This is a genomic window from Paenibacillus canaveralius (assembly GCF_047238265.1).
Classification (GTDB): Bacteria; Bacillota; Bacilli; order Paenibacillales; family NBRC-103111; genus Paenibacillus_F.
Window position 1 is genome coordinate 2,819,511 of record NZ_JBDFMM010000001.1, and the last position, 26,648, is coordinate 2,846,158.

27 protein-coding genes are annotated in these 26,648 nt (G+C 46.7%); 8 read left to right on the plus strand and 19 right to left on the minus strand.

Annotation, left to right across the window (positions count from 1 at the left end; genetic code table 11):
• Positions 1 to 393 precede the first annotated feature (393 nt).
• Complete coding sequence (locus ABC395_RS12985; protein ID WP_413006739.1) at positions 394 to 1,488, minus strand: serine hydrolase domain-containing protein; 1,095 nt, start codon at positions 1,486 to 1,488, stop codon at positions 394 to 396.
• A gap of 276 nt (positions 1,489 to 1,764) precedes the next feature.
• The gene (locus tag ABC395_RS12990) at positions 1,765 to 2,430 is read right to left on the minus strand and encodes a TetR/AcrR family transcriptional regulator (RefSeq protein ID WP_413003605.1); all 666 of its coding nucleotides are present in this window, start codon (positions 2,428 to 2,430) and stop codon (positions 1,765 to 1,767) included.
• Between the two features lie 231 nt (positions 2,431 to 2,661).
• Here ABC395_RS12990 and ABC395_RS12995 point away from each other — a divergent pair, with 231 nt between their 5' ends.
• The 3 genes from ABC395_RS12995 (at position 2,662) to ABC395_RS13005 (ending at position 4,678) form a co-directional block, all read left to right on the plus strand.
• Positions 2,662 to 2,829: a hypothetical protein gene (locus ABC395_RS12995; protein ID WP_413003606.1), complete on the plus strand. Its 168-nt coding sequence runs from the start codon at positions 2,662 to 2,664 to the stop codon at positions 2,827 to 2,829.
• 389 nt (positions 2,830 to 3,218) lie between these two features.
• Complete coding sequence (locus ABC395_RS13000; RefSeq protein ID WP_413003608.1) at positions 3,219 to 4,175, plus strand: sigma-70 family RNA polymerase sigma factor; 957 nt, start codon at positions 3,219 to 3,221, stop codon at positions 4,173 to 4,175.
• A 77-nt stretch (positions 4,176 to 4,252) separates the two neighbouring features.
• Positions 4,253 to 4,678, plus strand: coding sequence for an SRPBCC family protein (locus ABC395_RS13005; protein ID WP_413003609.1), 426 nt, complete (start codon positions 4,253 to 4,255; stop codon positions 4,676 to 4,678).
• Between the two features lie 79 nt (positions 4,679 to 4,757).
• On the opposite strand, the gene ABC395_RS13010 is transcribed toward ABC395_RS13005, so the two are convergent.
• Positions 4,758 to 5,174 carry a VOC family protein gene (locus tag ABC395_RS13010; protein WP_413003610.1) on the minus strand — a complete coding sequence of 139 codons (417 nt, stop codon included), beginning with the start codon at positions 5,172 to 5,174 and terminating at the stop codon, positions 4,758 to 4,760.
• A 339-nt stretch (positions 5,175 to 5,513) separates the two neighbouring features.
• Here ABC395_RS13010 and ABC395_RS13015 point away from each other — a divergent pair, with 339 nt between their 5' ends.
• The gene (locus tag ABC395_RS13015; RefSeq protein ID WP_413003612.1) at positions 5,514 to 5,972 is read left to right on the plus strand and encodes a hypothetical protein; all 459 of its coding nucleotides are present in this window, start codon (positions 5,514 to 5,516) and stop codon (positions 5,970 to 5,972) included.
• Between the two features lie 751 nt (positions 5,973 to 6,723).
• Here ABC395_RS13015 and ABC395_RS13020 read toward each other — a convergent pair.
• The 5 genes from ABC395_RS13020 to ABC395_RS13040 all read right to left on the minus strand — a co-directional run bounded on the left by ABC395_RS13020 (position 6,724) and on the right by ABC395_RS13040 (position 11,175).
• Positions 6,724 to 7,188 carry a VOC family protein gene (locus ABC395_RS13020; RefSeq protein WP_413003614.1) on the minus strand — a complete coding sequence of 155 codons (465 nt, stop codon included), beginning with the start codon at positions 7,186 to 7,188 and terminating at the stop codon, positions 6,724 to 6,726.
• Positions 7,185 to 7,844: an FMN-dependent NADH-azoreductase gene (locus tag ABC395_RS13025; protein WP_413003616.1), complete on the minus strand. Its 660-nt coding sequence runs from the start codon at positions 7,842 to 7,844 to the stop codon at positions 7,185 to 7,187. Before ABC395_RS13025 ends, ABC395_RS13020 begins: the two co-directional genes overlap by 4 nt.
• Before the next feature lie 588 nt (positions 7,845 to 8,432).
• Positions 8,433 to 9,671 (minus strand): 2,3-bisphosphoglycerate-independent phosphoglycerate mutase, encoded by a 1,239-nt coding sequence (gene apgM, locus ABC395_RS13030; RefSeq protein WP_413003618.1) that lies wholly within the window; start codon positions 9,669 to 9,671, stop codon positions 8,433 to 8,435.
• A gap of 17 nt (positions 9,672 to 9,688) precedes the next feature.
• Positions 9,689 to 9,985 (minus strand): anion permease, encoded by a 297-nt coding sequence (locus tag ABC395_RS13035; RefSeq protein ID WP_413003620.1) that lies wholly within the window; start codon positions 9,983 to 9,985, stop codon positions 9,689 to 9,691.
• Positions 9,943 to 11,175, minus strand: coding sequence for an SLC13 family permease (locus tag ABC395_RS13040; RefSeq protein ID WP_413003622.1), 1,233 nt, complete (start codon positions 11,173 to 11,175; stop codon positions 9,943 to 9,945). The genes ABC395_RS13035 and ABC395_RS13040 overlap by 43 nt, the downstream gene beginning before the upstream one ends.
• A 358-nt stretch (positions 11,176 to 11,533) precedes the next feature.
• Here ABC395_RS13040 and ABC395_RS13045 point away from each other — a divergent pair, with 358 nt between their 5' ends.
• A complete protein-coding gene (locus tag ABC395_RS13045) occupies positions 11,534 to 12,457 on the plus strand; it encodes a LysR family transcriptional regulator (RefSeq protein WP_413003624.1) in 924 nt (307 codons plus the stop codon).
• 58 nt (positions 12,458 to 12,515) lie between these two features.
• On the opposite strand, the gene ABC395_RS13050 is transcribed toward ABC395_RS13045, so the two are convergent.
• Genes ABC395_RS13050 through ABC395_RS13060 form a run of 3 tightly spaced genes read right to left on the minus strand, consistent with a single transcriptional unit; the run spans position 12,516 to position 15,420 of the window.
• The gene (locus tag ABC395_RS13050) at positions 12,516 to 13,049 is read right to left on the minus strand and encodes an NADPH-dependent FMN reductase (protein WP_413006740.1); all 534 of its coding nucleotides are present in this window, start codon (positions 13,047 to 13,049) and stop codon (positions 12,516 to 12,518) included.
• A gap of 40 nt (positions 13,050 to 13,089) precedes the next feature.
• On the minus strand, positions 13,090 to 14,004 hold the full coding sequence (locus ABC395_RS13055) for an NADP-dependent oxidoreductase (RefSeq protein WP_413003626.1): 915 nt from the start codon (positions 14,002 to 14,004) through the stop codon (positions 13,090 to 13,092).
• Positions 14,005 to 14,040: 36 nt separating this feature from the next.
• Entirely contained in the window at positions 14,041 to 15,420 is a 1,380-nt protein-coding gene (locus tag ABC395_RS13060; RefSeq protein WP_413003628.1) for an MFS transporter, read from the minus strand.
• Between the two features lie 156 nt (positions 15,421 to 15,576).
• Between ABC395_RS13060 and ABC395_RS13065 the strand changes: the two genes are divergently transcribed.
• The gene (locus ABC395_RS13065; protein WP_413003630.1) at positions 15,577 to 16,440 is read left to right on the plus strand and encodes a LysR family transcriptional regulator; all 864 of its coding nucleotides are present in this window, start codon (positions 15,577 to 15,579) and stop codon (positions 16,438 to 16,440) included.
• Between the two features lie 61 nt (positions 16,441 to 16,501).
• On the opposite strand, the gene ABC395_RS13070 is transcribed toward ABC395_RS13065, so the two are convergent.
• From ABC395_RS13070 to ABC395_RS13085, 4 genes are all read right to left on the minus strand, one after another.
• Positions 16,502 to 17,695 carry a winged helix-turn-helix domain-containing protein gene (locus tag ABC395_RS13070; protein ID WP_413003631.1) on the minus strand — a complete coding sequence of 398 codons (1,194 nt, stop codon included), beginning with the start codon at positions 17,693 to 17,695 and terminating at the stop codon, positions 16,502 to 16,504.
• On the minus strand, positions 17,692 to 18,003 hold the full coding sequence (locus ABC395_RS13075) for a hypothetical protein (RefSeq protein WP_413003633.1): 312 nt from the start codon (positions 18,001 to 18,003) through the stop codon (positions 17,692 to 17,694). The genes ABC395_RS13070 and ABC395_RS13075 overlap by 4 nt, the downstream gene beginning before the upstream one ends.
• A 50-nt stretch (positions 18,004 to 18,053) precedes the next feature.
• Positions 18,054 to 18,470, minus strand: coding sequence for a hypothetical protein (locus ABC395_RS13080; RefSeq protein ID WP_413003635.1), 417 nt, complete (start codon positions 18,468 to 18,470; stop codon positions 18,054 to 18,056).
• A gap of 321 nt (positions 18,471 to 18,791) precedes the next feature.
• Positions 18,792 to 20,294, minus strand: coding sequence for an alpha/beta hydrolase family protein (locus tag ABC395_RS13085; RefSeq protein ID WP_413003637.1), 1,503 nt, complete (start codon positions 20,292 to 20,294; stop codon positions 18,792 to 18,794).
• A 291-nt stretch (positions 20,295 to 20,585) separates the two neighbouring features.
• Between ABC395_RS13085 and ABC395_RS13090 the strand changes: the two genes are divergently transcribed.
• Positions 20,586 to 21,971, plus strand: coding sequence for an SMI1/KNR4 family protein (locus tag ABC395_RS13090; protein ID WP_413003639.1), 1,386 nt, complete (start codon positions 20,586 to 20,588; stop codon positions 21,969 to 21,971).
• Between the two features lie 132 nt (positions 21,972 to 22,103).
• Here the strand turns inward: ABC395_RS13090 and ABC395_RS13095 are convergent, their stop codons facing one another.
• Genes ABC395_RS13095 through ABC395_RS13105 form a run of 3 tightly spaced genes read right to left on the minus strand, consistent with a single transcriptional unit; the run spans position 22,104 to position 24,278 of the window.
• The gene (locus tag ABC395_RS13095) at positions 22,104 to 22,976 is read right to left on the minus strand and encodes a M24 family metallopeptidase (protein ID WP_413003640.1); all 873 of its coding nucleotides are present in this window, start codon (positions 22,974 to 22,976) and stop codon (positions 22,104 to 22,106) included.
• On the minus strand, positions 22,909 to 23,502 hold the full coding sequence (locus ABC395_RS13100; RefSeq protein WP_413003642.1) for a hypothetical protein: 594 nt from the start codon (positions 23,500 to 23,502) through the stop codon (positions 22,909 to 22,911). Before ABC395_RS13100 ends, ABC395_RS13095 begins: the two co-directional genes overlap by 68 nt.
• Entirely contained in the window at positions 23,502 to 24,278 is a 777-nt protein-coding gene (locus ABC395_RS13105) for a DeoR/GlpR family DNA-binding transcription regulator (protein WP_413003644.1), read from the minus strand. The genes ABC395_RS13100 and ABC395_RS13105 overlap by 1 nt, the downstream gene beginning before the upstream one ends.
• A gap of 168 nt (positions 24,279 to 24,446) precedes the next feature.
• Here ABC395_RS13105 and ABC395_RS13110 point away from each other — a divergent pair, with 168 nt between their 5' ends.
• Positions 24,447 to 25,151 (plus strand): MBL fold metallo-hydrolase, encoded by a 705-nt coding sequence (locus ABC395_RS13110; protein ID WP_413003646.1) that lies wholly within the window; start codon positions 24,447 to 24,449, stop codon positions 25,149 to 25,151.
• A 38-nt stretch (positions 25,152 to 25,189) separates the two neighbouring features.
• Here the strand turns inward: ABC395_RS13110 and dsdA are convergent, their stop codons facing one another.
• Positions 25,190 to 26,551, minus strand: coding sequence for a D-serine ammonia-lyase (dsdA, locus tag ABC395_RS13115; protein ID WP_413003648.1), 1,362 nt, complete (start codon positions 26,549 to 26,551; stop codon positions 25,190 to 25,192).
• Between the last annotated feature and the right edge of the window lie 97 nt (positions 26,552 to 26,648).

A 26,648-nucleotide genomic window follows, 5' to 3' on the forward strand; every position in this document is an offset into this window, starting at 1 on the left:
AAAGGATCTTTTGTCAGCGGAAATACTTTACACCAGGAAAGCATAGTTTTCATGCCCATAGAGTAAGGAGAATTTTTATCCAATTGATTAAGTGCTATTCCTCTTATGTAAAAACGCCGAGCTGAAGAGATGCCGCTGCTGCGCGACTTATAAACATGTATGTTCTTGTCATCCGACAAATAAAAAATGCAATGCCCTTAACGACATCACACTTTTTAGACATTCAATTCAATTTGATGTGCTTCTACTTACAGTCAAAATCCGTCATTTCATATCCCTATAAAAACTTTATTTTAACTAATACTCACTTTATCTTGCTGTCAACGCTATCTTTAATTTTTTGAATCGTAGAAAATCTTTCAAGCAAATTTTCATCACCTGAAAGAACGGGGCTCAGCCCTGTAGACTGGACGGCCCGTCGCTGAACACTTCCTCGATGAGCCTCTGCGTCGCCTTCTGAAATGCCGCTGCTAGGGACATTGCGACGTCGTCCACATAGTTCACGGAGGCGGTCAGGGTCTTACTGCCGTCAGGCGTACTGTACATCAGTGCCGCATAGCCCGAAATGCCGCCGTTGTGGGTGATGATGGTACCTTCGCCGTTCGGGCCGGCCTGAACGAATACCCCTAAACCATAGCCGATTTTGGGGTATGGCTTGCACATCTCGGCCAGCAGAGGGGCCGGAAGTAGCTTGCCGCCCATCAGCGCCGAGATAAACGTGTGGAGGTCCCGGGTGGTCGAGATCATGTCACCTCCGGTGGAGATCCAGGAGGGGTTCTGGCGGGTAATGTCGACTGTCTTCTGCTCGCCGGCGTCCTCGTACCGGTAGTAGGCGTGGGCGTGCGGTTCGGGTATCTCCGGCCGGATGCCTGGTACCACGGTACCCGTCAGCCCGAGCGGCCCCAGAATCAGCCGCTGCATCTCCTCGGCGAGCGAACTGCCGGTGACCTTCTCGATCAGCAGCCTGGCCAGCACGTAGTTAGTGTTGGAATAGCTCCAGCCCGTTCCCGGCTCGAATCGCACCGGCTTGGACAATGCCAGCTGTACCAGCTCCTCCGGCCGGTAGGTCCTGAACCGGTTGTCTACCCACTCCTGGCCCTGCCAGGGGATTCCCGGTACGACCGTCCCGTCTTCGTAATACTCGCCGGTGAAGTTGAACACCCCGCTGGTGTGCTGCAGCAGCATCCGCACCGTGATCCGCCGGTCCAGCCCGAACTCGGGCAGGTAGTCTGCCACCGGATCATCCAGCCCGATCCTGCCCTCGGCAACCAATTGCAGGACTACAGTCGCGGTGAAGGTCTTGGTGTTGCTGCCTATACGGAAGTGCCCGTTTGTGGACGGCTTCGCCTCTTCGCCCAGCGTGCTCACACCGGCGCTGCCGACCCACGCGCCCCGCTCATCGTGCACGCGCAGCTGCACCCCGAGGAAACCGGAATCGACGATCTCCTGGATGACCTTCTGCAGACTCCGGGCGATCCTGCCCGGCAGCGAATCTTTTTTCCTTCATATGTTCTGACGAACTAAAATCTTCTGCTGTTATTTTTTCCATTTTGTTTCCCTCACTTTAACTATTTTATCAGTCCTATTGTTTTAAACTGAAAACTCTCTCTGGTTCGGCGTTTTTCTATATCAAAGAATTTGCTTGTGTTCTGTCCCTATACATCTCCTTAAAATCAGTGTTTCTAACACGTATAAACCTGGATCAGCTTTTTCATACCGACCGACGGTATGTATAGGTTTAAAAATAAGCTGCCTTTCGGCAGTTTAGTTTTCTTTGCTGACTTCTCGAGCTGACAAACGGTACAATTCCTCGTATCGTTGAATCATTTGCTCATCGAATAGGTCAAGACCCAAGCCTTTCAATATTTCATCGAAAAGCCTTACCCTTCGCAACATCATCTCGGGTGTAGCTTGGATGACCACCGGGTTTAGCCAAAGGTTGGTGAGAATCATCAACGCTTCGCTTAGCTCCCTTGCATAGTCGGTTTGAATCGAGCCGTCACGTATACCCTGTTCGATGATGGGCTGGATATAGAGAGGTACGCCTTTCTGGAATATATTCTCGATCTGTGCCGCCAGCAGCTTCGGATTGCGTAAGAGGTTCGGCGCCGCCGATGCCATTTCGTTCTGGGCCGGATTATCGAGAGAGATGCGGGAAATCTTGCGAAGCTTTTCCAGTCCGTTCAGCTCCTTGTCGTCCCTGACGCCGGACAGCATCTCGTCAACACCTTTGTACATATGGTCGGTGACAGCCTGCAGGATCTCCTCTTTCGACTTGAAGTGATGGTAAATTGCCCCTTTTGTCAGCCCGCCCAGCTCATTGATGATATCCTGAACAGAAGTTTGCTCGTATCCTTTTTGTATGAACAGGTTAAGAGCCACGGTTAGAATTTGATTGATTGTTTCTTCAGGATATTTATTCCTTGCCATTCGCTTCCTCCTTTCATACATTCGGTTGGTATGTAACAAATGTATCCGATCATCCTTTTAATGTCAACACCAAAAAATCAAATGTTTAGGCGTAAACAGATAGCCGTGGCCGTCGAAATTTGAAATTAATGAATCATTCCACTATCCTTGAAGATTTAATCCTTGTTTTCATGTCTTTTCTTTCACTATACTATAGACACTTAGAAATTCTTAACGAAAAGGAGGAGAATTATGGATAGTGGTTTGCTATCATTAATAGTTATGCTTACGTTTGGTGCACTCTTGTACACCATGTTTAACATAACTACCTATACGGGTTGGAAAAAACGTCATGATAAAGAGATGGCTCAAAAAATAGATCGAATATTAGACTTAATCGAAAATAAGAGACAGGATTGATTCTTTGGATAATCAGCTATTCTATACTGGAAGAAAAGGAAATTCGGAGCTGAATATTCATGTTCTCCTCTAGCTGGACAATTTTCCTCGCAGGACCATCGAACAAGGAGAGTATTACGGTCGGATAAATAAGTTATTAAGCCAATTTATATTCGGTACGTCCTCCTTAACTTGTCTACCTCCCCACTTCCCCACGCTGCCTTGCTCTTTTTTCATTCAAGTATCTCGTTTAACCAGTATTTTAAGCTCTTGTTGAAACGAGTGATTTCATGGATAGCTCTAGTATCCATGTGTACTAAATCCTGCCTATTTATTCGGATTGAGGCTTTCCGCTCCATTACATATAATGAAAGTACCACCCTTCGGGGAGATCGTTAAGGGAGGCCGCGATGAACGAGACCGCATTTGACGAATCATTATTTGCAAGCTTGAAGCCGGGCTTAACTTCATACTGTTACCGAATGCTAGGTTCCAGGGATGATGCGGACGATGCCGTTCAGGAGACGAGTATTCGGGTTTGGCAGAGCTGGAGCACGTTCAGACAGGATTCCTCGTTCAAAACTTGGGTCTATCGGATTGCCTCCAACCTTTGCCTGGACAAGCTGAGACAATCCAAACGCCACGCGCTTCCCGTTGACCTGTTCGACCCGGCCGTCGCCATCGTCGAGCCCCGCGACACGCTGCCGGACTCTGCCTGGATCTGGCCGTCTCCAGACTTTGGGGGCAATCCGGAGGATCGGCTCGTCCGCAGAGATACCCTTCAACTGTGCTTCATCGCTCTCCTGCAGACCTTGCCTCCGCGGCAGCGCGCGGCACTCATTTTGAAGGATGTATATGAATGGTCCTCCAAGCAGATCGCGGATACGCTCGCGATGTCACCGGCAGCGGTGAACAGCGCCTTGCAAAGAGCCCGAGAGACGATGGACCGGGCGCAGCTTCGCTCGGATGAGCTCAGCAGCATGAATGTTCAACCGGAGCAGCAGCTGCTGTCCCGGTATGTGGAGGCCTTCGAGCAATTCGATATTATTGCGCTCGTCGCGTTGTTCCACGAGGAAGGCTGCATGTCGATGCCGCCCTTCGAGATGTGGATCCGCGGCAAGGAAGATTTGTCCGCCTTCTATTCGCTTACTCGCTGGCATTGCGAAGGTTCGCGATTTGTGCCTATTACGGTGAATGGCGGTTATCCGGCGTTGGCCCAGTATATGCCGGACAAAGAGGGCTTTGGTCTGGTACCCTGGGGCATCCACGTGATCGAAACCAAAGATAATCAAATTCTGCACGTTCAAAACTTCATTCATGCCCCATTATTTTCGCGATTTGGGCTGCCTGAGCGAATCGACCAATGAATTTAGTCGTTGGCATACGTCTATATTAATGAAGAATAACCAAACGATGAATATCATGAGAGAGGTGTCTAGTTGAAATGGAAACGAATCAACCGACGAAAGTAACCGTGCAAGCCGTCATAGAGGCCCCTGTCGAGAAGGTATGGAGCTATTGGACCGAACCGGATCATATCACGAAGTGGAATCAAGCGTCCGAGGACTGGCATGCGCCGAGAGCCGAAAACGATCTGCGGGCTGGTGGCAAGTTTCTGACACGGATGGAAGCAAAGGATGGCAGCATGGGCTTTGATTTTGGCGGCGTCTACGATGTCGTGAAGCGGCATGAGGCGATTGGCTACACCATGGGGGACGGAAGAAGAGTGGATATTGCTTTCGTCGCTCAAGGCAATGAGACGAAGGTTATAGAAACGTTCGACGCGGAAAGCTCCAATCCCGTCGAGTTCCAGCAAGCAGGCTGGCAAGCGATCATGGACAATTTCAAAGCCTATACCGAACAAAACTAATCATCGCGAAGAAGACGCCTGGGAAGATGCCCGGCGTCTTTCTTTTTGAACCCTAGTACGAGCATGCTCTCCATTAGCCTTAATCTTGTGCCGCATCAGTATTCATATAGTTAATGGCCCACAGATGGCCGTCCAAGTCCACGAAACCCCAATGATACACGACCCCATGATTTTCAGGTTCAGCGTGCAATTTCCCGCCCAAGGAGACCGCGGTATTGACGATTTCATCGACCTTTTCCCGGCTCTCGAAGGCCAATGCGATCGTCATCTGCGCATACTTGCCCGTATCGACGGTTTCCTTCTCCGTGAGCGTATTAAAAACTGCATGATTGATCAGCATGACCTGCAGGTTGTCGCCGATCACAATGGCTACCGAATTCTCGTTCTCGGGGAATTGCGGGTTGAGCTCGAATCCGATTCCGGTGAAGAACGCTTTCGATTGTTCTACGTTTTTTACAGGCAGGTTGAAGCTCGTGAATGCGGACATTAATGCCATTTTCAAAACACCTCTTCGTCAAATTAGTTTGTGTTCATTATGTCTTCGTTTATATAGACGACATCCGATCCGGGAATTCATCGGTCTCATGGGTCCGGAAGCGTAAATTTTGAAAAATAACTTGGTATTGAGTTCGGATAACCGCCATTCCATGGGAAATTTCTACATCCAATCTGTCGGCGTGTACCTTTCATGATACATCTTGTCGCTCGGGCGAACGGGGCCAGCCATCACGTAACTCCCAACGGCCCATCTTCCATTTGTTTCCTCTTAACTTCCTGTTATATACTAATAGAGATAAAATAAAGAAAATATATTTAAAAGAGGAGAAGTCAGATCATGAATATGGCAAAATGGAAACCGAGTATGCTTATCGTCATGTCGATCACTTTGGTAGGGGTATTGGGAGCTTGCTCGACCAAGGAAGCTGCCAATACGGGCGGCAAGGAATCGAAATCCGTTACCGCCCAATCCAATGGAGCCAAAATACCGGAGCACTTGCCGAAAGACTTTCCTCTGCCTAAGGATGCAGACCTGAAGACTTCCCATTCCGATCAGAGCAACGGCAAAAAGTCGGCACTGCTTGTGTTTTCCTCCCGGGAACAGCTCGGCAAACTAGCCGATACTTATAAAGACTACTTTCGGAAGCGCGGTGTTACGGATAGCGGCGAAACGATAGACGAGAAGAACTTAATTATCCAAGGATCAACCGACAAGGAGAACTGGTCGCTTATAGGTGGTACTTTATCTAGTCAAGAGGGAGTGAATGAGCTTACGCTGACTTGGTCCGAGAGGTAGCTGCGCGTCAGCGAACGATGGCCCCGCCCGGCTTGACATGGTTGATTTCGAATGTTCCTTGTTATGGGGGGGATTACGGAAAAATTCCTATGCCACTTGAGCTGATGCGGGACGTCGCGTTTTCTACGCTTAACTCACATCGTTCTCTTTGCGCCCAATTAGCCGCTTTGTGTGCGACCTTAGCAGGTTAACGCATGTATCATTGTTTTCGAGATGCGGTAGCCTGACGAGTTCCCCTTTAAACCTATTCAGTGATTGTGATCCTGAGTAAATTCCCCGAGTTGCGTTTTTCAGATTCTTCTTCCTGTATACGGGAACAGATACTCAATACGTCGCTTTTGGAGCAAACTGAGGTTTTTATTATTAACGAGCTCATGCATTTTTTCGTCTACTTGGTGACACCTGATCCGGATCTCTATCTAACTCCAAAGTCAATAAATAAATCATAATTACCAATTTACTCAGATACAACTTCAACGCGAGAAAAAACTTGAAGGTTTGTCTCGCATTTTTACAGTCAAACTCCGGCCCTATTATAACCATAATATATATTATGTAAACAACAGTTATTTCCTCTTCCCCACACCGTACATTCCCGTCCGCTATGCAGCCGTAAAAAAGACGCCCCAAAAACGGACGTCCTCATTGTCATATATCTGTTTTTTACTGGATTCGAGCTATCCTGCCCGCCCGTTACTTCAATAAACAAAGGCAGCCGACCTTGGCCGGTTGTCGTTATGTCGACATGGGACTATCGTTCTCCGTTAGTTCTAATCCACGTATCCAACTCCATGGTTTCGAAATAGTTCTGGGCATCCAGTTTGACCGGTGCAATCAATTCTAATAAGTTCCCGTCGGGATCTTCAAAATAAACAGCCCCGTGCACTTGTGGATAAAGGGGTGGGACTACAGGCTGCTGATTCGGCCCAAACTCATAAAAATCGACCACGTCGATGTTCCGCTCCCGCAACCAATCCTTGGCCCGATCCATATCTTCGAGTTCAATGCGAAAAGCGGCATGCCTGATAGAAACGTGATAAGGAATGTTCACCTGTTCCGCTACCCATAAAGCCAGCCAACTTCGTCCCTTTTCCGTCCAAAAGAAGGCGCGTCCTTCCGTTCTGTGGGCAAGTTCCAAACCCAACGATTCATAGAAACGTATAGAACGGTCAAGATCGCTTACGGGCAAGTGCGCTTCATACAATCCTCTAATCACTTAATAGCCCCCTCTATAGGAACAGCCCTTGTGAAGGAAGCTGCCGCAGACTCGGCTTCTTGGAATGCTTTAGCTAATACTTCGTCTCTTCCTAAGGAATAATTCCCTTGTGCACGGATGATTTGATAGTCGACTCCCATAAAGTTGAACATCGCTTTTAAAAATTTGTGAGAATACTCAACTTCTTCGTACCAATCTTGGTTCGTATAAATCCCGTCGCTCGCTTGAATGACAAGCACGTTCCTCCCGTCATTTAGCAGACCGACCGATCCCTTGTCTGTATAGGCAAAAGTCTCTTTAGCGATCAGGATGTTATCGATGTAATCTTTTAGCTTGGATGGAATGTTAAAGTTATGCAGCGGCATGGCAATGACATATTTTTTTGTACGTTTAAATTGCTGCAGAATTTCCGACATTCGAGAGTTGAGCGTTTGTTCTTCTTCAGTCAAGGGCTCGTTCCTCCCCTTTTTTTCCTGCAGGCTTAGAAAGGTGCGGTCAATGCAAGGGATGTGTTCCCGATATAAATCGATTTGTTCGACGGATGCTTTCGGATTCATTTTTGTATATGTTTCCAGAAAATGACGAAGCACTTGCAGACTGACGGATGAATCGCTATCTACTTTTGGGTGTGCGTTAATAACGAGCAGGTTTTCCAACTGAATCTCTCCCTTTTCCTATTTTGCGATACGCATATACAGACAAAAAGAGGATCAATTTTGTGACACGACAGCTTAAGACTCCGACACAAAAAAACCGACCCCTATGTAAGCCGGTTGTTCTTCGATTTCATAAGCAGCAATTACCTCTATCCAAGTTGGCAAGTTTCAGCTAGTCGGGATTTGTAATAGGAACAATCGAGCAGGCCCAAACGATGCCGAACTGGAAGGGGAATCCCCCCCAACAGTTCGCGATGATAAATCTCCCTGATTTTTTCCTCGATAACCGAATTGAAAAACCTCCATTAGCCGATCTCACTACAGCGTATCCACAGATCAGATTGTCTTCCCTTATGGTAATCACATCATATAACCGTCAGAGGTCGCGTTTTCTACGCTCTTTGCGTCTTGGTTGTCACTGACTTGAGATAAGATCTTATGTCGTGAAAATAAATAAAGCCGCCCCTTCGCGACTTTTAAGCATATATTCAACCGACACCGCACCAGGTTCATCACATAGTTGGGCTACATAAACAACATCCAAAAGGCTGCCGTTTACAGCGCCTTTTGGATGTTCGTATGCTATAGCTAATTTCCCTTTTTTTTCACTCGGCCTATAAGACCGTGGAGTGTTCGGACAAAATCACTTCCGGTTAAATGTCCTAACCCTCCATAAGCACAATCAATTTCATTGTACCGCCAATTCCGGTCTCTTCGAATGCTAGGCCCGTAGATCAGAATCGGCACGGGGTCGCCAGTATGTTCTCCTACCTCACAAGGCGTTGAGTGATCGGCAGCCAATGCGAGATATGTGTTTTCAGGCATTCCCTGAGCGATAAGCCCTACCATTTTATCGAACAGCTCGATCGCTTTTGCTTTTTCAAGCGGTTCGTTATCATGACCTTTCAGGTCAGGCGCCTTGAAATGTACCAACACCATGTCACTATGGGTGATTTCCTCGATCGCCAGTTTAGCTTTCAGCTCAATATTCGTATCTATATTTCCTGTCATACTGCCATCTGTGATGGCTGTAAAGCCGGCCAGCCGTGCAACACCGAGAACCGTACTTTCTCCCGCGATGCAGTTTCCCTTTATATTTAGTTCATCCGTGACCGGTACAAGATGAGCCATCTTCCCCGCTCCCCTGGTAAGAATAAAATTAGCGGGCAGCTTGCCCTGTTCGATACGTTTTGCATTGACCGGATGATCCGATAAGATGGCATGAAATTTAGAAAGAAGCGTATTCAGGACCGATGCCGTTCTCTTGGACTCCTCGGAATCGTCTAACGGCAGTACCTTTTGATAGGGAGATCCATCGTTTGGTGCTTTAGGGTCCGAATCGCTGATATTTTCGCTCAAACCGGATCCTCGCAGAATAAGTACTGCTCGATGTTCCGTTGCCGGTTTAAAATAAATCTTTACCCCTTGAAGCTCCAAGCCGTCGATTGCATTCGCGATTTCTTCCGTTCCCTCGCGTATCCTTCCGGCTCTGCGATCGAGAACGATTCCGTTGTCGTCCACCGTGGCGAAATTGCACCGAAGTACGACATCTCCTGCCTGAACATTCATTCCGATTCCCAAAGCTTCGATCGGCCCCCGTCCGGGATAATGATGCGGCTGGTAGCCGAATAAAATCATATGCCCCATATCCGTACCGACGGGAATGCCGGAACCGATCAAATCCATCATGCCTGAAATGCCCATCAAAGCCAGCTTGTCCAAATGGGGCGTCTTTGCGAATTCCAGCGGCGTTTCATGATTAAGCAACGGGTGGGGGCGGTCTCCTACCCCATCAGCAATGGCTAGAATAACTTTTCTATGCAGCATGGTATCCTCCTACTATTCTATATTCCGATTACTTTAAACCAGGTGAATATGGCCAAGCTGATCACGCAAGCACCGATAAAGCATGTAACGACCGCATATTTCACTTGATCCAATACGGTAAAATATCCTGTCCCGAAATAGATCGTATTCACCTTGGAATGCGGAGGAAGCGTAATGGTGTACGTCATGGTCATGGCTGCGGCTAAAGCTAGCGGGACAGGGTCCATCCCGAGCGTTTTGGCCAGTGCGATGAATGCAGGTATTAAGATCGTCACTCGTACGGTTTTGCTTGTAAAGATGAGATGGCTGTACATGCTGAGGAACACCACCACGATATAAACCAGACATTGTTCATCTGCTCTAATCCCAAAGCGGCTACGACCTTGCTGATGATCCATTCTGCGCCTTTCGATTTATCCAGCGCATTACCGACCGCATAGGCGCCTGCTGCGAAAATCATCAACTCCCATTTGATGTTGGTCTCTTTCCAGGTCAGTAAACCGACTCGGGGCAAGAGACACAGGAGCGCAGAGAGCACGGCCGTTTGTTCCGTACTGATTTCGAAACCAAACCAAGCCTTGTGATAGTCACCGGTTGCCCATAGAATGACAGTAAAAATAAAGATCGCCACAGCCTTCTTTTCATCCAGGGAAAACGAACCCAACTTCTTTAACTCATCCCTAAGAGTACCCATAGCGTTTGTGAAATTATTTTCATCCTTGAATGAAAACAGCTTTAATCCGACGAAGAACGTGATGAGCATCGTAACGATCGCAGTGGGCATAGAGGCCAGAAGCCAATCCATGTAGCCGATGTTGCCCCCTGCTTGATCATTAATGAATCCGACTGCGATAATGTTTCCCGAAGTTGCCGTCATGACACCCGATGTTGCAATCGCATCTGCTTGAATCCCTTGGAGCATCATCGTTTTTCCAAGGTTGCTTTTACCCGGTATTGCTTTGTAGACTTCCAACAAAATTAAGCAAATAGGCACCATAAGTGTAGCTCTAGCCGTAGTGGAAGGAACGAAGAAGGCGAGAATAAAATTGATGACAATTAATAAGAACAACGTCGTTTTCGGCGTCTTCCCGAACTTGGTGACCATCCATAACGACAATCTTCTACCCAAATTCGACTTGATCATGGCAGCGGTGAGAATAAACGCGGAGACCATCAGCCAGATGACGTCATATCCTAAAGTTCCGAACGCGACTGATTGATCCTTAACAGCTCCGACTAAAGGAAGCAGTAAAATCGCAAGGATGGATGTCAAATAAATAGGAATCGGGGTGGTAATCCAAAGAATGAGAGCTCCGGTAAATATGGCGATCGAACTTTGGGCTTGCGCGCTCATGCCTTCAGGCGTGGGCATAAAGAAAAGCAGCAATACGACCGTAATTGCCAGGGGAATCCCCCATTTCTTCAACCTTTCCTCCATCTTGCTCTTTTTTTTGGTCGGCGGCTGTTTGACATCACTTTCTATGCTCTCTTTGACCTCAGACATCTTGTGCCCTCCCCGTCTTATGATAACGCTTTCATTTTAGATAGTATCTTTCTGTAAATCAATTTGATTTTCATACCAGGTTAATAATTTGAATTGATCGCCCCCGACCGCTGTTCCAACACCAAGAGACAAAACATGCACCTTCCCAAATCAAATAACGGACTTTTTGAAATTTGCATATCGGCCGCCTGACTTTCGAAAGAATTACAAACATCCTTCATTCATTGAATCCCGTCCTTTTGTTTGTTTTTAGTTGCACTTTTAGTATAGTAACGATAGTTGCATCAATCAATTTGATTATCTATGATAAACAATAACAAATCGTTATAGAACAATTTCCATGAAAGGTGTCCTGTGCATGAACTTTAGCAAACTGCAAACTTTTATCACACTATCGGAATGCTTGAACTTTACCGAAGCGGCCGAATTACTTTATTGCTCGCAGCCTTCCGTAAGCATGCAAATTCAAAGCATTGAGGCGGAGTTGGGCGTTTTACTTTTCGACCGGATCGGCAAAAAGCTCTACCTGACTAAACAAGGCGAGCATTTCAAGCCTTACGCAGAGCAAATGATTAACCTGCTTCATTCAGCTAAAGATCATATCAGGCAGCTGGAAGACTTGTCCTATGGTACATTGTCTTTCGGTGCGAGCAATTTTGTCGGTGTCTATCTGCTTCCCGTGATCCTGCGCAATTACTCCAAAACTTTTCCAAATATCAAAATCAACATGAGTATTACTTCTTCCAGCCATCTTATTCACATGTTGGATTCTAATAAAGTTGAATTTCTTGTTCTGTCTGATCGAGTTTTGATGGATGAATCCCGATATGAAAGTAAAACTTTTTACGATGACGAGCTTGTTCTTATTGTCAATCCTTCGCACCCGCTTGCCGCAAAGCCGGATTGTACCCTAGAGGATTTGGCCAACGAAACGTTCATCATAAAACCTGATAAGTCGGCCACGCGAAGTTACTTGGAGGGGGAATTTAAGAAATTAGGGTTTACACCGCCTAAATATCTGGAAATCAGCAACTTGGAAGGAAGTAAACAAGCGGTCATCCATGAACTTGGTGTATCGATTGTATCTAACTTTGCCATACAACAAGAAGTTAAAAGCGGTTTAATCGTCAAAGTACCCCTAAAAGGAGTTACCTTCATGAGGGGGATCTGTTATGTCTACCATCGCCAAAAACATCTTTCCCCTGCGGCCAAACAACTTGTTTCATTATTGGATAATTTTTACGAAATCCGTGACCCTTACCGGCACGTTATGCAGACATAAGACATCCCTCAAAAAAAGACCTTATCGAGCACGGCTCTGATAAGGTCTTTTCGTTAACTTAACTCCTACGCAAGCTCTTCAAAACGCCGCTCCAAGCAAGAACTTGGTCCAGCATCGCGTTGACGTTGTTCGCGTGCAAGTCGGATGGTTTGAACGTTTTGTACTGTTCGAATTCGGTAAAGAGGGAAAAGGTCGGATTCACACGGACATCGGCCACCGACAATTCGCCCAATATGCCACGCAAATGCTCTGCGGCGCGAGCGCCACCCGTCGAACCGTAGCTTATGATGCCGGCTGCTTTGTTGTTCCATTCTTTATACGCGGAATCGAGGGCATTTTTCAGTGCGCCCGTAATGCTATGGTTATACTCCTGAACGATAAAGACATACCCGTCGAGTCGATCGATTGTTTGCTGCCATGCCTGGCTGCCAGGCTCTTCGCCGTTTCCTTCCCCGTAGAAAGGCAATTGATACTCGCGGATATCGACGATTTCGTATTCAGCATCCGCTCGCTTGTCCGTTATACCTTTCACCCATTCGCCTACTTGTGGACTAACCCTGCCCTGCCTTGTACTGCCAAGAATAATCCCGATTCTAAAGTTTCTTTATCCATAGTGTTATCCTCCTCAATAGTTAGTCTATAGTAAGAACGATTTTGCCCCGGCCATGTCTGGTCTCGATCAATCGATGAGCCGCTTCGGCCTGCTCGAGCGGGAACGTCTGGCGTATCGTCGTGCGCAGCTTTCCGCTGGCATGAAGATCGGCTAGCTCGGCGAGCCTGGCCGCAGAGCGAACACCGCGGACAGCGGGGATGCCAAGCTCCTCGATAATATCGTAAGCGACAAACGTACAGATTCTGTTTCTGTCCTCCACCAATTGGACCGATGCCCGGACAGCGTCGGCGCCTGCCGTGTCGAAGGCGGCATCCACGCCTTGTGGAGCCAGAGCGCGTACCCTGTCGACAAGCCCCTCTCCGTACGTAACCGGTATGGCTCCTAAGGAACGAATATAGTCGTGGTTGCTTTCGCTTGCCGTTCCGATGACCGTCTTCGCACCCCACAGCTTCGCAAGCTGCACCGCATAAGAGCCAAGCGAACCGGCGGCGCCATGGATCAGAATCGTATCGCCCTCTTTAACACCGATAGCCTGCAGCGCGATATAAGCACCCTGACCGTTTCCCGTCAGACCGCCCGCTACCTCCCAAGACATACTCGCGGGTTTCTTCACGATTTGGTCAACACCGGCGATAACATATTCAGCATAACCATTCAACAAGGTGAAACCGAGTACCTCGGAGCCAACTTCGAACCCGTGCACGCCATCCCCTACTTGATCGACGATGCCCGCGAATTCATTTCCGGGTATTTTCGGCAATTGATCGCTCACTCCCTGGGGCATCCATCCGCTTCGTATGCTGCAATCGTAATGCTGTACGCCCGCTGTTTTCACCCGTACCCTTACTTGACCAGGCCCCGCCTGCGGGTCGGGAAACTCGATTATTTTCATCACTTCCGGTCCGCCGTATTGATTAAACGCCGCTGCCTTCATTGCTATCTCCTCCTTGAATCGATTGTTGGACAATGATCAACTATTCCCGGTTATACGGTCGCTTCCCGTTTTGCCGAGTTTATACCGGTAAATCCATAGAATGAACACATGCAAAATGCCAAGCACAAGATAAAGATTGCTGTACACGAATGCTTCCGGCTCCGTAATCATCGGGTTCCAATGCACACCGGATCCTTGATCGACGATTTTCCCGTATAGATTTGCGGCCACGGCACCGGCTATAAAATTCGACATACCCAATACACCCATCCCTACGCCAATCTGCTCCTTCGCTAATGTCCGGGATATCTGATTAGATAAGGACATGTAAAGAAAAGACTGCCCGACGACACCCAGTATAAGAAAACATGTGATAGCAGCAGGTGACTTTTCCGCAAAAGAAGACATGAGGGCAAAGCAGATCAACAACATGGCGGACGCTGAATAAAATAAGAACGGGTTCCCTTTCACATCGGCCAGTCTGCCGCCGCTCTTTCCCACTATCGCGGCCACGGCAACTGCCGGCACCATTACGAACCCCGTCATTACAGGATCCAGCTGCTGGACCTGATTCATTAGCTGGGGAGTCAGGAAATACAGCGAATATCCGATACTCGTTGCAAGAAAGGCTAACGTTAACCCGATCGCATACCGTTTGTTGCGCGTCAAGCCCGGTGGAATAAAAGGCTCATTGGCGTAATGAATTCGCATGAATAACAAGAGGAGCAATACGGCGGAGCCGGCACCTGCAAGCCACGACTCGTACGTGATCGCCAGAAGCACCATGGCCGCCGCTCCGACGAGCAGTCCTCCTCCCATCCAATCCATGCGCTTGTCTGGTCTTCTGCTCTCCTCTTGCAGAAACCTGCGATAATACGGCAAAGTGATTAAGGTCAGGATAGGCATGAAGAACAGCCATCGCCAATGGAGGAAGCTGACTACGAAAGAGGCAACGACCGGACCAATCGCACTGCCGATCGACATGCCGGTCATCGCTATGCCCAATACAACGCCGCGCTGCTCTTCCGGATAATAGCGAACAGGTATAATGCTTCCCGCCGCCGGAATGACTGCCGCTCCCGCGGCTTGTATGACCCTGCCTAGAAGAACCATCCAATAAGCCTGCGCGACCAAACCGAATAACGATCCGAGCGCGAGAAGAACAAAACCGAACGTAAGCACGCTTCTCAGTCCATACATATCCGACAACTTCCCGTAGATGACGGTCCCGACTGCATAGACTAGCAAATAGCCTGACGTCACCCAGCTGACTTGAGCGACCGTTAGCTGAAACTGTTCAGCGATAACGGGCAAAACGATGTTGAACATCGTTCCGCTCATGACGGATAGGATCAGCGTGAACGCGAGAATGTAAATGATCGGCTGCCCTTGCCCCTTCTGCGCTTGTAATTTCACCTCTCCACCTGCTTTCATTTACGCAAGCTTATTTTCTGGGTAAACCTGACATTTTTCACTTGCTTAAAGCTATTCTATAACCGATAATCAATTATTAAAAATACATATTTGAACATATCTCATATTCCATCAAGTATATAAGTGGAGGTTTCAACTGTGGAAATGTTACAATTGCGATATTTTCAGAAGGTTGCCCGGATGGAGCATATGACGAAAGCCGCTCAAGAGCTGCAAATCGCTCAGCCCGCTCTAAGCAAGACGATTGCTCGGCTGGAAGAGGATATCGGCGTTCTGCTCTTTGACCGGATCGGCAAGCAAATCAGGCTGAATTCATTCGGCAAAACCTTTCTGGAAAAAGTGGATGCGGCGCTTGAGCTGCTTGAGGAGGGACGCCGGGAAGTGACTGATCTCGCAGGATTGGAATATGGCCGTATTCGTCTCGCCATGACCTCACTGGATCGTTTATCGGATCCCCTGGGTTCCTTTCTTGCGTTATATCCGGACGTTAATATACAAATAACGCAAGCATCGACGGAGGAAATGACTCGTATGTTTGAGGCCGGCAGCATCGATATCGGTTTTACGGCATTGCCGATCGAGCTGGCGGGATTGTGTGAGGCGACCGTGCTCAAGGAAGATGTTTATCTCGCCGTTTCCCGCGATCACCGTTTTGCGAATCGCAGTACGATCCGTCTCAGCGAGATAGGCGATGATCCGTTTATCGGATACAAGGAAGGCCACGCCATGCAGAAAATAAACGACGCCTTCTTCCGGCAAGCAGGCATATCGCCAAGATTCGTCTGCCAAGTAGACGAACCCGCGGCTATCATCAGCCTCGTTCGCACCGGACTAGGCGTAGCTTTGTTCGGCTGTAAGAGCGGTGAAGAGGAAGACTTTAAGCTGCTGCGGGTCGAGTCTCCCGCTTGCCAGCGGAGCTACCGGGTCTATTGGTCGGAGACCCGCTATTTTTCTTTGGCGGCGCGCAAGTTTCTTGACTTTATTGCAGATTATTTTAAGTAAGAAGAAACAGGGTTGCCGTATTGTTCTGTATTTCTGCCCTTTTTCCGCAGCCTTAGAAAGGTCAGTTCATAGACTCATTCACAATCGTCCCGCATCCGTTGAATACTGCGAAATTTTGAAAACAATTGTTCAGGGCTTCCCGCAAATGCTTGGTTGGCTTTAGGTCGCCTTCGTACCAGATATTTTTAACAACGAGCGTCCCGGATTTTCGCTCCGCGATTACCTCGGCTCGTCCGATAAGGCTTTCTCCGTATAATAAAGGCAGCACATAATAGCCGAATTTCCGTTTGATCGCAGGCGTGTAAATCTCCCAGGTATAATCGAATCCAAACAAGGCGTGGATCAGTTTTCTGTCCCATATGAAATTATCTAGCGGGGCAATCAGCTCGCAGCGCCACTCCGGCGATGGATTTTGCAGAACGGTTTCAATGAGCGGCAAGTCTTCCGCGCGGCAATAAAGGATATCCTTCATCTGTTCCACGGATACAGCAACAATGCGGGCTTCGTGCAGCAGGTGGCGGAAAACCTCGTTGCGCTGCCCCGCTTTCAATCCCCATATGTTCAGCCAGGCATCGGATGCGCGGTTCCATAAAAGGCCAACAGCGCCGATTCGGCGCAGTACCCGCCACTTATAATGCTCAAGCTCGCCCTCCAGAGGCTCGGGCGCATTCAGCAGATTTGGCTGTATGTACTTCTCTGCGATATCGTAATATTTACGTGTTCCTTTTTTGTGATGTATAATCAACTCGCCTGTCGAGTACATCTGCTCCAGCACCGACCGGGATGTATTGTTTCCGCTGCTCCAGTGGATGGCCGATCGCCAAGCGAAATTGCCATCCAGTTTTAGATCATCCGAACTTAGCGCACCGTGATTATGGATGTGAGTTCGTACTTGCTCTATCAACGCTTCCATTTCGGGATACCGCTTGGCATGTTGTCGGGCGGCCTGCCTGTACCGTTCAAAATAAGGCCAGTCCTCGACAGGGATAATGGCCAAATTTTTATCGGGATAATCGACAAGGATTCTCTCTTGATACAGCAACTCGGCGAGCATGTTCTTGGTAAATCCTTTGATTCGCGACTGCAGGACCAGTTCGGCGTTTTTTCCGCACACATCGATGGGATCGTACTGGATACAGCCGGCCTGCCGCACAAAATCCAATACTCCCTGCTTACCGGCAAAACGATATTCGCCCAACAACCCGTGCTTCAACAACAGAAATTGCCTTGCCTGGCGGTTCGTCAATCGGATCATGTTAACATCCGCTCCTTAACGAAACAAACGGGAGCCGTTTGCACATGATGATGGATGGAGAGATTGCTTAGCTCAACAAATGATGTTCCAATAACCGAAACCTGCTCTTTATCAATGATTTCAACCACGTCTATTCCCCCTGGCGTTAGAAAATACAAAAAAACAAACGCATGTTCCCGTAAAATATTACCATTCTTTCGAGCATAAACACAAGAGTTATTGAACATACGCATAAAAACGGCGGTCTCCCGGTCCTCGCTGAGAACTCCAGCGCATCCATCGCTTTTTTTACAACCCGTTTGTGACACAAAATAAGCCCCTTAGTTACAGGGGCTTATTTTTTAAAAGTTATTTACTTTTAGTTGAGGTAAACAAAGTAATGAGCTTCTGCAGTATCCACTTTAAACACACCGGTGGTACCCGTAGCAACTTGATTGTAGAATGCGTCAAGTGCTCGTACCTTTATTGAATAATTTTTTCCTCTTGTCAAACCGTAAGTAACAAATTGTGATTGGGATTTTGGAATTAGGGAGCCTTGAACTAATATATTATCTGTTTCATTCCGGACTGTAAATTCGAGCAGTTGTGTACTACTCGGGGAGTTAAAATGGCTTACAAACACGGTTCCCGTGTTTAAAACGGAGATTTCAGACGGATTAAGGATATTCGTTTCATTGGTATTGGTGTTAGTTGGTGTATGATTAGCTTGAGCAAAAGCTGGTACAGAAGAAGTTAGGAGAGCAAAAGCAGCAAGACTGATAATAGTTTTGTTCATAAGATTATCACTCCTTGTAATTTGATTTAGATACTAGTAGAATCAAATAACTATACCTTTACTCCTTTCTGTAAAATATGGTGTATTTACCAAAATGTGGATTTCTGTTATTAATATATCAATATATAGCCAATAAATCCACGCTAATCTTTCGACAAAACAAAAAGCCCTCTTCCAGGGCTTCTTGTCGTCTCTGCTTATATCTACATAATCGTCTTCACGAGCTAGCTATTTGTTTTAACCAGGAACAGTTCGTACAAATACAGCGGCACCGCAGCTTAAGCTGCTTTCTGGTTTTTCCGGCTTAGTAGCCTCCCTAATTTACAATAGTGAGGTTACAGACTTCACCTCCGGAAAGCGGTTATCCGGTCCTTTCATTAAGTTTCCGCCTTGATTTTTCAGATACATATCGAAGAAATCCAGCATATACGCATTGATAACGGAGTTTGCTCTTTCGGGCGCAATCTTTCCGGTAATGCCCGTTATTTTGAAAATCGGAGAAAGGAACTGTATGTCGGTAAAATTCAAATGCTCCGTATTGTCGATATAGAAGAACTTCCCTCCTGAAGCAGCCGTTTCGCGCATCCGTTCAAGCTCCAACTTTTTGTCCTCCGTTACTTGATCCTCCCACTCTTTTGTTGAGCCCATACGGTTAAGCTCTTCATCCGTGTAGACCCGGTGATCCATCACCATTTTTAATTTTTCGAAATAGCTTTCCGAGTTGATGAACAAAAACGGCTTGCGCAGACCCTCTCTCTCACGCAGACGATAAAGCCCGCCATCCAAGTCTATTCCAACCGTGATTCGCGGATCATAAGAAGCGTCATAGGCCGTCGCTCCACCGATGGAATGACCGAACACCCCGACGTGACCGAGATCAATCCTCCCTTTTAGATGACTAGGAAGCTGCCCCGATTGGATAAGCTCGAATTGGTCCAGCGCAAATGCCACATCGCCGGTTAGAACGCTTCCCAACTTATCGCGATTTTCTCTGCTCGTCTTGTAATCCTGGCCGGGAGAGAACAAATCATTGGTTTTGCTGGTTGTGATTCGTCCGTCCGGAAACTCGGTTGCAAATGTATTGTAGGTGTGGTCGATAACTGCCACGATATATCCGTGACTTGCGAGATTTTCAGCTTGCGACGTGTGGAGGAACCTGGAAGAGGCGTTGCCGGGATTCCCAAGGATCAGCGGGTATGAAGGCTGTGCCGAAGAAACTTCGGCCCCCGAATAAGCATAACCGGATACGTACTTCAAGTGTTGAAGAGTAAACCCGGGAAGCCCGTACTCCGCAGCCATGTAATGTAAAATCCGGGTGTCGGGAACAAAGGGAGCGTCCTTGCCGGTGCCGGCTTGAGCCGGATACCATACCTGAACCATTAATTCTCTTTTACCGTCTCTCGTTTTGTCGAAAATCTCTTCCCTATTTGTATCCACGAAATGAAAAGTTTGCGTTCCTACTTTGAATTCGCCTGTCGGTGCAGGCAGTTTAAATACGGGAAAAACATACAGGAGACCGGCTGTTACGACCAGCATTAGCGCTATGGCAGTATAAGCTGAACCTAACATGAATCGCGGGATTTTCTTGGGACCCGTTTTTTTAAAATAGCTATAAACTGAGACGGCTAAAAACACGATCGTTAAGCAATAAGAGAAAAATAACTGAACTCTGTAGCCTTCCACCGTCCAATGAATGACCAGTAAAAGTGTGGCGATCCCGCTTGCAGCGAACACTGGAATTCTACGCCGTCCTTTTTTTAATAGGACTGTTAAAGCAAACGAGCCGATGTTGGACAATAAAAGCAGCAGTTCAAACAGCCTCATCCCGATTCTCCTTTTAAAAACTTCTATTTTCATTTGTTCCAATTTTATCCTGACGGGCTGGCCTAAGCGATCGATTTGCCTTACATGTACCTTACAAGTTTGTAATATCGATCTTGCGGATTTGGAGAACTCGTCCATGTAAAAGCAGAAAAGCGGACCATTGTTGCGGCCTGCTTGTTCATCTGTCGTTTCCGGCTCTGCTGGCATCTCCTTATAGATAGTACTATAGTTATGGTAGAGGCTGCCAAAGTAGGAATGAAGCAATTCTCAATAAACATCTCGGAGGTAGAAATGAAAGAAACGCTTACTAATCAACTGAACGAGTGGTATGAAGAAGACGAACATCAGAAAATTGTGGATGCCCTGATCGCTATTCCCGATGAAGAACGAGACTATGATGAGGTCAGTCTGCTGGCCAGAGCTTATAACAATTTGGGGCTTTATGAAGAAGCGCTCAGTCAGCTTGAGACCATTTCAGAAGCCGGCAAACAGGATTCCCTCTGGTATTTTCGGGCAGGTTATAGTCTTTATCATCTGAAAAGGTATGAGGAAGCAGTTCAAGCTTTCCGTCACTCGGATGCATTAAAGTCCGGCGATCAAAGTACGGAGTACTTTTTAAAAGAAAGCATTCAAAAAGCGGAGAAGCGCAAAAAAGAAGAACTCCGGCTCGCCAAGAAGAAAGCTTCCCTGGAGGAGCGCGGCTCGGTTGAGGAGAAGGTTCCTTTTTCAGACGGGTCTCTAGCGGATTTCTGGGATGACAGCGAGTATGCAAGAAACTCCTATCAATCCGAACCGCCTACGGATGAACTCATCCTATCTATCGAGCAAGAGCTTGGTTACAAACTCCCCTCCTCTTATATTCAACTGATGAAACAGCAGAATGGCGGTGTACCGAGGAACACCAACTTTCCAACAGAGGAACCTACCTCCTGGGCCGAGGACCACATAGCGATTACGGGCATCATGGGTATCGGGCGCGAGAAAAGCTATTCACTGTGCGGGGATCTGGGCAGTCCGTTTATGATTGAAGAATGGGGATATCCTGACATTGGAGTGGTGATTTGCGATTGTCCTTCAGCAGGTCATGATGTGGTCATGTTAGACTATCGGGCTTGCGGTAGAGAGGGCGAACCTGAGGTTATTCATGTCGATCAAGAAGATGACTATGAGATTACTTTCCTGGCCGAGAATTTTGAGGCGTTTGTTAGAGGCTTAGTGAGCGATGAAGAATATGATACTTCCGAGGAAGACAAGCAACATGACTTAAATAAAGTAGCACACGGCAAATTTTCTCCTTTGCTGGAGGAGCTTTGCTCTAAGGTAACCGAAGTGGATCAAATTGAACGGAAAATCCGCAGCCTATGTACACGAATTGTTGAAGAGAAAGGCCATTTTTCTTTTCATGCCGATGAATTATCGACCTTCATGTATGATGTGCAGTTCTGGTTATATACGAAGGCAAATCCGAACACAAGTCGCGACCAATACGTGGCAGCCTATCCGAACATCATTGCCTTTGGCGGAGAATTCGGACAAGGGGGTTATGCCCCCGGCTTTATTACGGATTGGCTCGATCTCCGCATCAAGGAAGGGCGGATCGTCCAGGATCATGGAACTATCCGGTTTACCGATCGGGTTGCCGAGGACGTAATAAAGGATTTAAGAGAAGCCGATTAACGGGTCTATCCATGTCTGACAAAGAGAAAGAGCTCGCTTCCGAAGCGGGCTCTCACAAATTTCCGAGGCATTCTCTGTATATGGCTTTGAATTCACGTGTTTCTTGACTTGAGTTCACGAGCTTCAGGAGTTTTATCTTTTGACAACAAAAGCTTGAGATTTCGCTAAATAGAAGGGGCGTAAATAGGCTGCGGTATTGGATAATGGCAGGACATCTTCACTCAGTTTCAGGTTCAATTCATTTTCCATGTAAGTTCTTCTCGTAGTTATACGCTGCCAGAGTCCGGGGTACTGCCGTTTAATTTCGTCCTTTAAGGACTGATCGGCTACTGCTGCACATTCTTCCGCGCTAACGCCTGTATAACCGGACACGGATGGAATAATATCGATCTGAAAGATCATCCCGCTCTTTATTATTTCTGTTGATCCTTCATAAATCGGAGAAGACATCCATTCTTCATCGGATACTAAATGACCTGGATTCAGGTGCCAATGATATTCGTTTTTCGGAAAAACATTTTCGATCTGAGTATATAACTCGCCGCCTCTCATGCCGATCCGGATCGTTTCCAGCCAGGTGACTACTGCCCGATAATAGGGTTTGGCAACCCGGTCCAAATAATCTTTTTGAGCTGACGGAAGTTGTTTTTCCGATTCAATAACAAAACCAGTCCGGCTGGATAAGCCTCCTTTAAACCCGGTCGTTAATGACAAGGGATCTCCCAACTGGATTTTTTTATGTGTAGGATAGAAGTTTGCTTTTTCAAAACGCTGACCGGCTGCAGCAATGGTGACAACCGAGTGATATTGTCCGTCCGCTGTCAATTTGTCCCCGATTTCCGCTTCTGTTCTTCCTACCTCTACTTCATTCATAGCCCTTAACATACAGGTGGAAGCTAGATTGGCGCCGTATTCATAATGAGCGATTTCGTTGGCATTATTCTTTGTACGTACGCCGCCGTCTCCCCCGATAAAAAGATGAGCGGCATTGACCAGCTTCGGCATCCTGATGTTTCGCTTTCTTGAAAGCTTCCACAATGAAATACGGAAGATCAAAGTAAGTGGAAGGATCGCTTTTTTTGGTTGTGAACATTTTCCAGCCGACGAGCCCTATTTTATTTTTCTGATCTAATCCCGCTTCTTGAAGAATCTCCTCTAAGGGCGCTTCATTATCCATCGGTTGGTTGGGCAATGAAAATAACGGGCTGTGTTTTAAAGTTACGGCCGCACGTGAATAAGGCGCCATTTTTAAGTTCTCGTTACCTAAAATAACGGTGCACTTTCCCGAATCCTCAATAAGAAGCAGCCCTTCTTCAAAACGAGGAATAAATCCGGTTACATATTCAAAATTGCTTCCATGTTCTTTATCCGCATAGACGGCCACTACTTGAAACCCTTCTTTTTTCATCGCGTTCAAAACTTTGGTTTTCCGCTCGTTCATTGTCTCATCCGTCAAAAAAGTTGGCGGTACATTTGGAAAACTAGCCGGTTCTTTCACGGTATCTAAAATGATTTCTTTATTACGCGCCATTATTTCTCACCTCTTTGCTCATTCGCTACGATGACTTTCACCTTGTTCTCGCTTAGATAGTCCATAATTAGAGGTTCGGGTTGTTGATCGGTGACCAGGATGTCGATTTCCGCTAATGAACATACTTTAAAAAAACCGGTTGTATCGATTTTGGTGTGGTCGGCTAGCGCGATAACCTGATGTCCTTGAGCAATCATTTGTCGTTTCACCAGACCCTCTTCTTCGGTATGAATAAATAGGCCATCTTTAGATAAAGCAAAAACGCCCAATAAAGTATAGTCGGTGTTATACTGTTCGATCTTTTTCACCGTCTCCGTTCCATACAAAAACAATTGATCCTTATGAAGCTTTCCTGGAAGCAGTGTAATTTCCGCCTTTTCAAACTTTGCAAGCAATTTCGCATGAGTCAGGGAATTCGTGATCGCATACAACCTTTTGTTCCCCAATTGCATGATGGCCGCTTCAACCGTTGTTGAAGAATCAAACAGAATACTCGAATGATCTTTAACGATTTCGGCAACTTTTTGCGCTATTCGTTCTTTAATCCGATTAAATCGGCCTGACCTCTGTTCATAGTCCAGAATCATGGCTTCACGGTTCGCGGAAACCGCACCTCCATGAGTGCGTCGAACAACATTTTGCTGCTCTAATTTAATCAGGTCCCGCCTAACGGTATCCTTCGATACATCGAGCGTCTCAGCCAAGAATTCAATGGTCGCGCTCTTGTTTGCTTCAATAATAGCTTTTATTTTGTCCAATCGTTCTTCAATTAACATCGTGTTCACACCTCGCAATAAAAGTACCACGTCATGCAATTATTTGCAATGTTATTCATTGAATTCGTAAATATATCTAGTAATGTTGCACAATAATGCACCTGATACTATAATAAAGCGGTACACCGATGTTCAAGTGCCGCAAACGATTAAAAGAGGTGAACGTACGTGCAATTAAGAAAAAGACTATTCCTCCTTTCCGGAGGAACATACGGTAAATTGGGAAATGCCTATGCAATCAAGCATAGCGAAGGGTATATGTTGGTGGATTGCAGTAATCCCGGAGCATTAGATACACTACTGGAAAATCTTAATTATTGGGGAATCAGCGAACAATCTATCACCCATGTACTTTTAACACATGGTCACGATGATCATGCGGGATGTGCAGCCTATTTTCAACAGCAAGGGGCTCAGATCTACGTGGGAGCACCCGATCAATCCATGATGGAGGCGGGAAATTTCGGACCCGACAGTCCTTACACGAACCATGTCATGCCGCCTTGCATCCCGGATCAATTATTTACAGAGGACACCCGGCTGAATATCGGAGATTTGACTATCCATGTATACTTAATGCCAGGTCACAGCGATGGAAGTGTTCTATTTTATGTAAAATTAGATCACGATACCGTTCTGTTTACGGGAGATATGTTTTTTCCGGACGGTGAGACCGGTAACACGGCATCTACCGGCTGGAAGGGCGATTTGGGATATAGTGCGGAAAAACTGGGCGGGAGCTTTTCTAAACTTTGGCAGCTTTCCCTTGAGCCGACGATTATAGCGGGAGGACACGGCATTCCTCGCATAGGAAATCATGCGAAAGATAGCATACAGATTGCTTACAAGTATTATTTACTGAATAACCGTTAGCGTTAATCCGGAAGGTTTGGACATAAAAAACCCCTCATTTAGGGGTTCTTTTTCGTTCGTGTTAAATTTAATCCTTTCTGATAATAGTCCTTCATCATGTCTTCAGGAACCATATTCCCGCCAGTCCCCCAAACAATGTGAGCACCCTTGCCCATTTTTTCCGTTAAATTATGCTTGTGTATATAATCGGTTCCTTCCTTACTTAATTTAACGGGGCCTATCATACCCGCCAGCGCTGAAGGTTCTAAATGAAGTCCCTCTGTATCCGCTAATTCCTTTAGTAGCCTATACAACTCTTCATCGCTAACCGTATAAGAACCGCTCAGAAACGGTTCAATCGTTTTACCCACAAATCCCGACGGTCTTCCGACAGCAAGGCCGTCAGCATCCGTTACATTGTCAATCCCGATATCTTGTACGGAAATTTTGTCGTGAAGTCCGGTCATTAAACCAAGTAACATACATGGAGAGTGGGTCGGTTCCGCGAAGAAACAGTGAACATGATCTCCGTACAATAACTTCAATCCGAAAGCTATACCGCCAGGCCCCCCACCTACTCCACATGGAAGGTAAACAAACAGAGGATGATCTTCATCAACTGCGATCTCTAATTGTTCTAATTGTCTTTTTAGCCGGGATGCCGCTACCGCGTATCCCAAAAATAGGTCGTGAGAATTTTCATCATCCACAAAATAACAGGAAGGGTCCCCGTCCGCTTGGAGCCGGCCTTCCTCTACCGCTTTACTGTAATCCGCTTCATATTCCATTACATTCACATTATTGTTTCGGAGTAAGTCTTTCTTCCATTGTTTTGCATCGTCCGACATATGAACGGTCACATGAAAGCCTAACTTCGCACTCATGATGCCAATGCTGAGTCCTAAATTTCCAGTCGAACCTACCGCGATTGAATATTGTGAGAAGAAGGTCCGAAACCTGTCACTATCTAAAATGGAATAGTCGTCCCGGATCGTCAACAATTGATGTTCAAAGGCTAATTCTTCCGCGTGTTTAAGAACTTCATAAATCCCGCCTCTTGCTTTTATTGACCCCGATATAGGAAGATGACTGTCACACTTAAGCAACAATTCACCCGATATAGGCTGCCGGTAATTCTGCTCTAAGGATTGTTTCATGGCAGGAATTCTCTTTAAAGGAGATTCGATTATCCCATTCATCGGTTTTGTTTCCGGGAAAACTTTGGCAATATACGGAGCGAAACGGTTCAACCTTGCCTCTGCATCCGTTACATCCTCTTGTGTAAGAGGGGATCTTTTAATCGCTGTTTTAAACTTTTCAATCTTAGGATTTAACCACCACATCTCTCTCTTCGAAATGAGATGGTTTAGTAAAGGATCATATTCTTTCTCTTTCCATGTTTGCAGCTTCTCCGGATTCAAACTCGTTCACTTTGTTCATCCTCCTCATTGACTTGATTAGTGATATCAAAAACAGATAAAATATAATTAAATTTTATTAAACACAGTTTAACACGAA

What these genes read in the sequence shown, in the direction of transcription:
- ABC395_RS12990 (WP_413003605.1), bottom strand. Translation starts at nt 2,430, where the DNA reads ATGGCAAGGAATAAATATCCTGAAGAAACAATCAATCAAATTCTAACC.
- ABC395_RS12995 (WP_413003606.1), top strand. Translation starts at nt 2,662, where the DNA reads ATGGATAGTGGTTTGCTATCATTAATAGTTATGCTTACGTTTGGTGCA.
- ABC395_RS13000 (WP_413003608.1), top strand. Translation starts at nt 3,219, where the DNA reads ATGAACGAGACCGCATTTGACGAATCATTATTTGCAAGCTTGAAGCCG.
- ABC395_RS13005 (WP_413003609.1), top strand. Translation starts at nt 4,253, where the DNA reads ATGGAAACGAATCAACCGACGAAAGTAACCGTGCAAGCCGTCATAGAG.
- ABC395_RS13010 (WP_413003610.1), bottom strand. Translation starts at nt 5,174, where the DNA reads ATGGCATTAATGTCCGCATTCACGAGCTTCAACCTGCCTGTAAAAAAC.
- ABC395_RS13015 (WP_413003612.1), top strand. Translation starts at nt 5,514, where the DNA reads ATGAATATGGCAAAATGGAAACCGAGTATGCTTATCGTCATGTCGATC.
- apgM (WP_413003618.1), bottom strand. Translation starts at nt 9,671, where the DNA reads ATGCTGCATAGAAAAGTTATTCTAGCCATTGCTGATGGGGTAGGAGAC.
- ABC395_RS13035 (WP_413003620.1), bottom strand. Translation starts at nt 9,985, where the DNA reads ATGTACAGCCATCTCATCTTTACAAGCAAAACCGTACGAGTGACGATC.
- ABC395_RS13040 (WP_413003622.1), bottom strand. Translation starts at nt 11,175, where the DNA reads ATGTCTGAGGTCAAAGAGAGCATAGAAAGTGATGTCAAACAGCCGCCG.
- ABC395_RS13045 (WP_413003624.1), top strand. Translation starts at nt 11,534, where the DNA reads ATGAACTTTAGCAAACTGCAAACTTTTATCACACTATCGGAATGCTTG.
- ABC395_RS13055 (WP_413003626.1), bottom strand. Translation starts at nt 14,004, where the DNA reads ATGAAGGCAGCGGCGTTTAATCAATACGGCGGACCGGAAGTGATGAAA.
- ABC395_RS13070 (WP_413003631.1), bottom strand. Translation starts at nt 17,695, where the DNA reads ATGATCCGATTGACGAACCGCCAGGCAAGGCAATTTCTGTTGTTGAAG.
- ABC395_RS13080 (WP_413003635.1), bottom strand. Translation starts at nt 18,470, where the DNA reads ATGAACAAAACTATTATCAGTCTTGCTGCTTTTGCTCTCCTAACTTCT.
- ABC395_RS13085 (WP_413003637.1), bottom strand. Translation starts at nt 20,294, where the DNA reads ATGAGGCTGTTTGAACTGCTGCTTTTATTGTCCAACATCGGCTCGTTT.
- ABC395_RS13090 (WP_413003639.1), top strand. Translation starts at nt 20,586, where the DNA reads ATGAAAGAAACGCTTACTAATCAACTGAACGAGTGGTATGAAGAAGAC.
- ABC395_RS13095 (WP_413003640.1), bottom strand. Translation starts at nt 22,976, where the DNA reads ATGCCGAAGCTGGTCAATGCCGCTCATCTTTTTATCGGGGGAGACGGC.
- ABC395_RS13100 (WP_413003642.1), bottom strand. Translation starts at nt 23,502, where the DNA reads ATGGCGCGTAATAAAGAAATCATTTTAGATACCGTGAAAGAACCGGCT.
- ABC395_RS13105 (WP_413003644.1), bottom strand. Translation starts at nt 24,278, where the DNA reads ATGTTAATTGAAGAACGATTGGACAAAATAAAAGCTATTATTGAAGCA.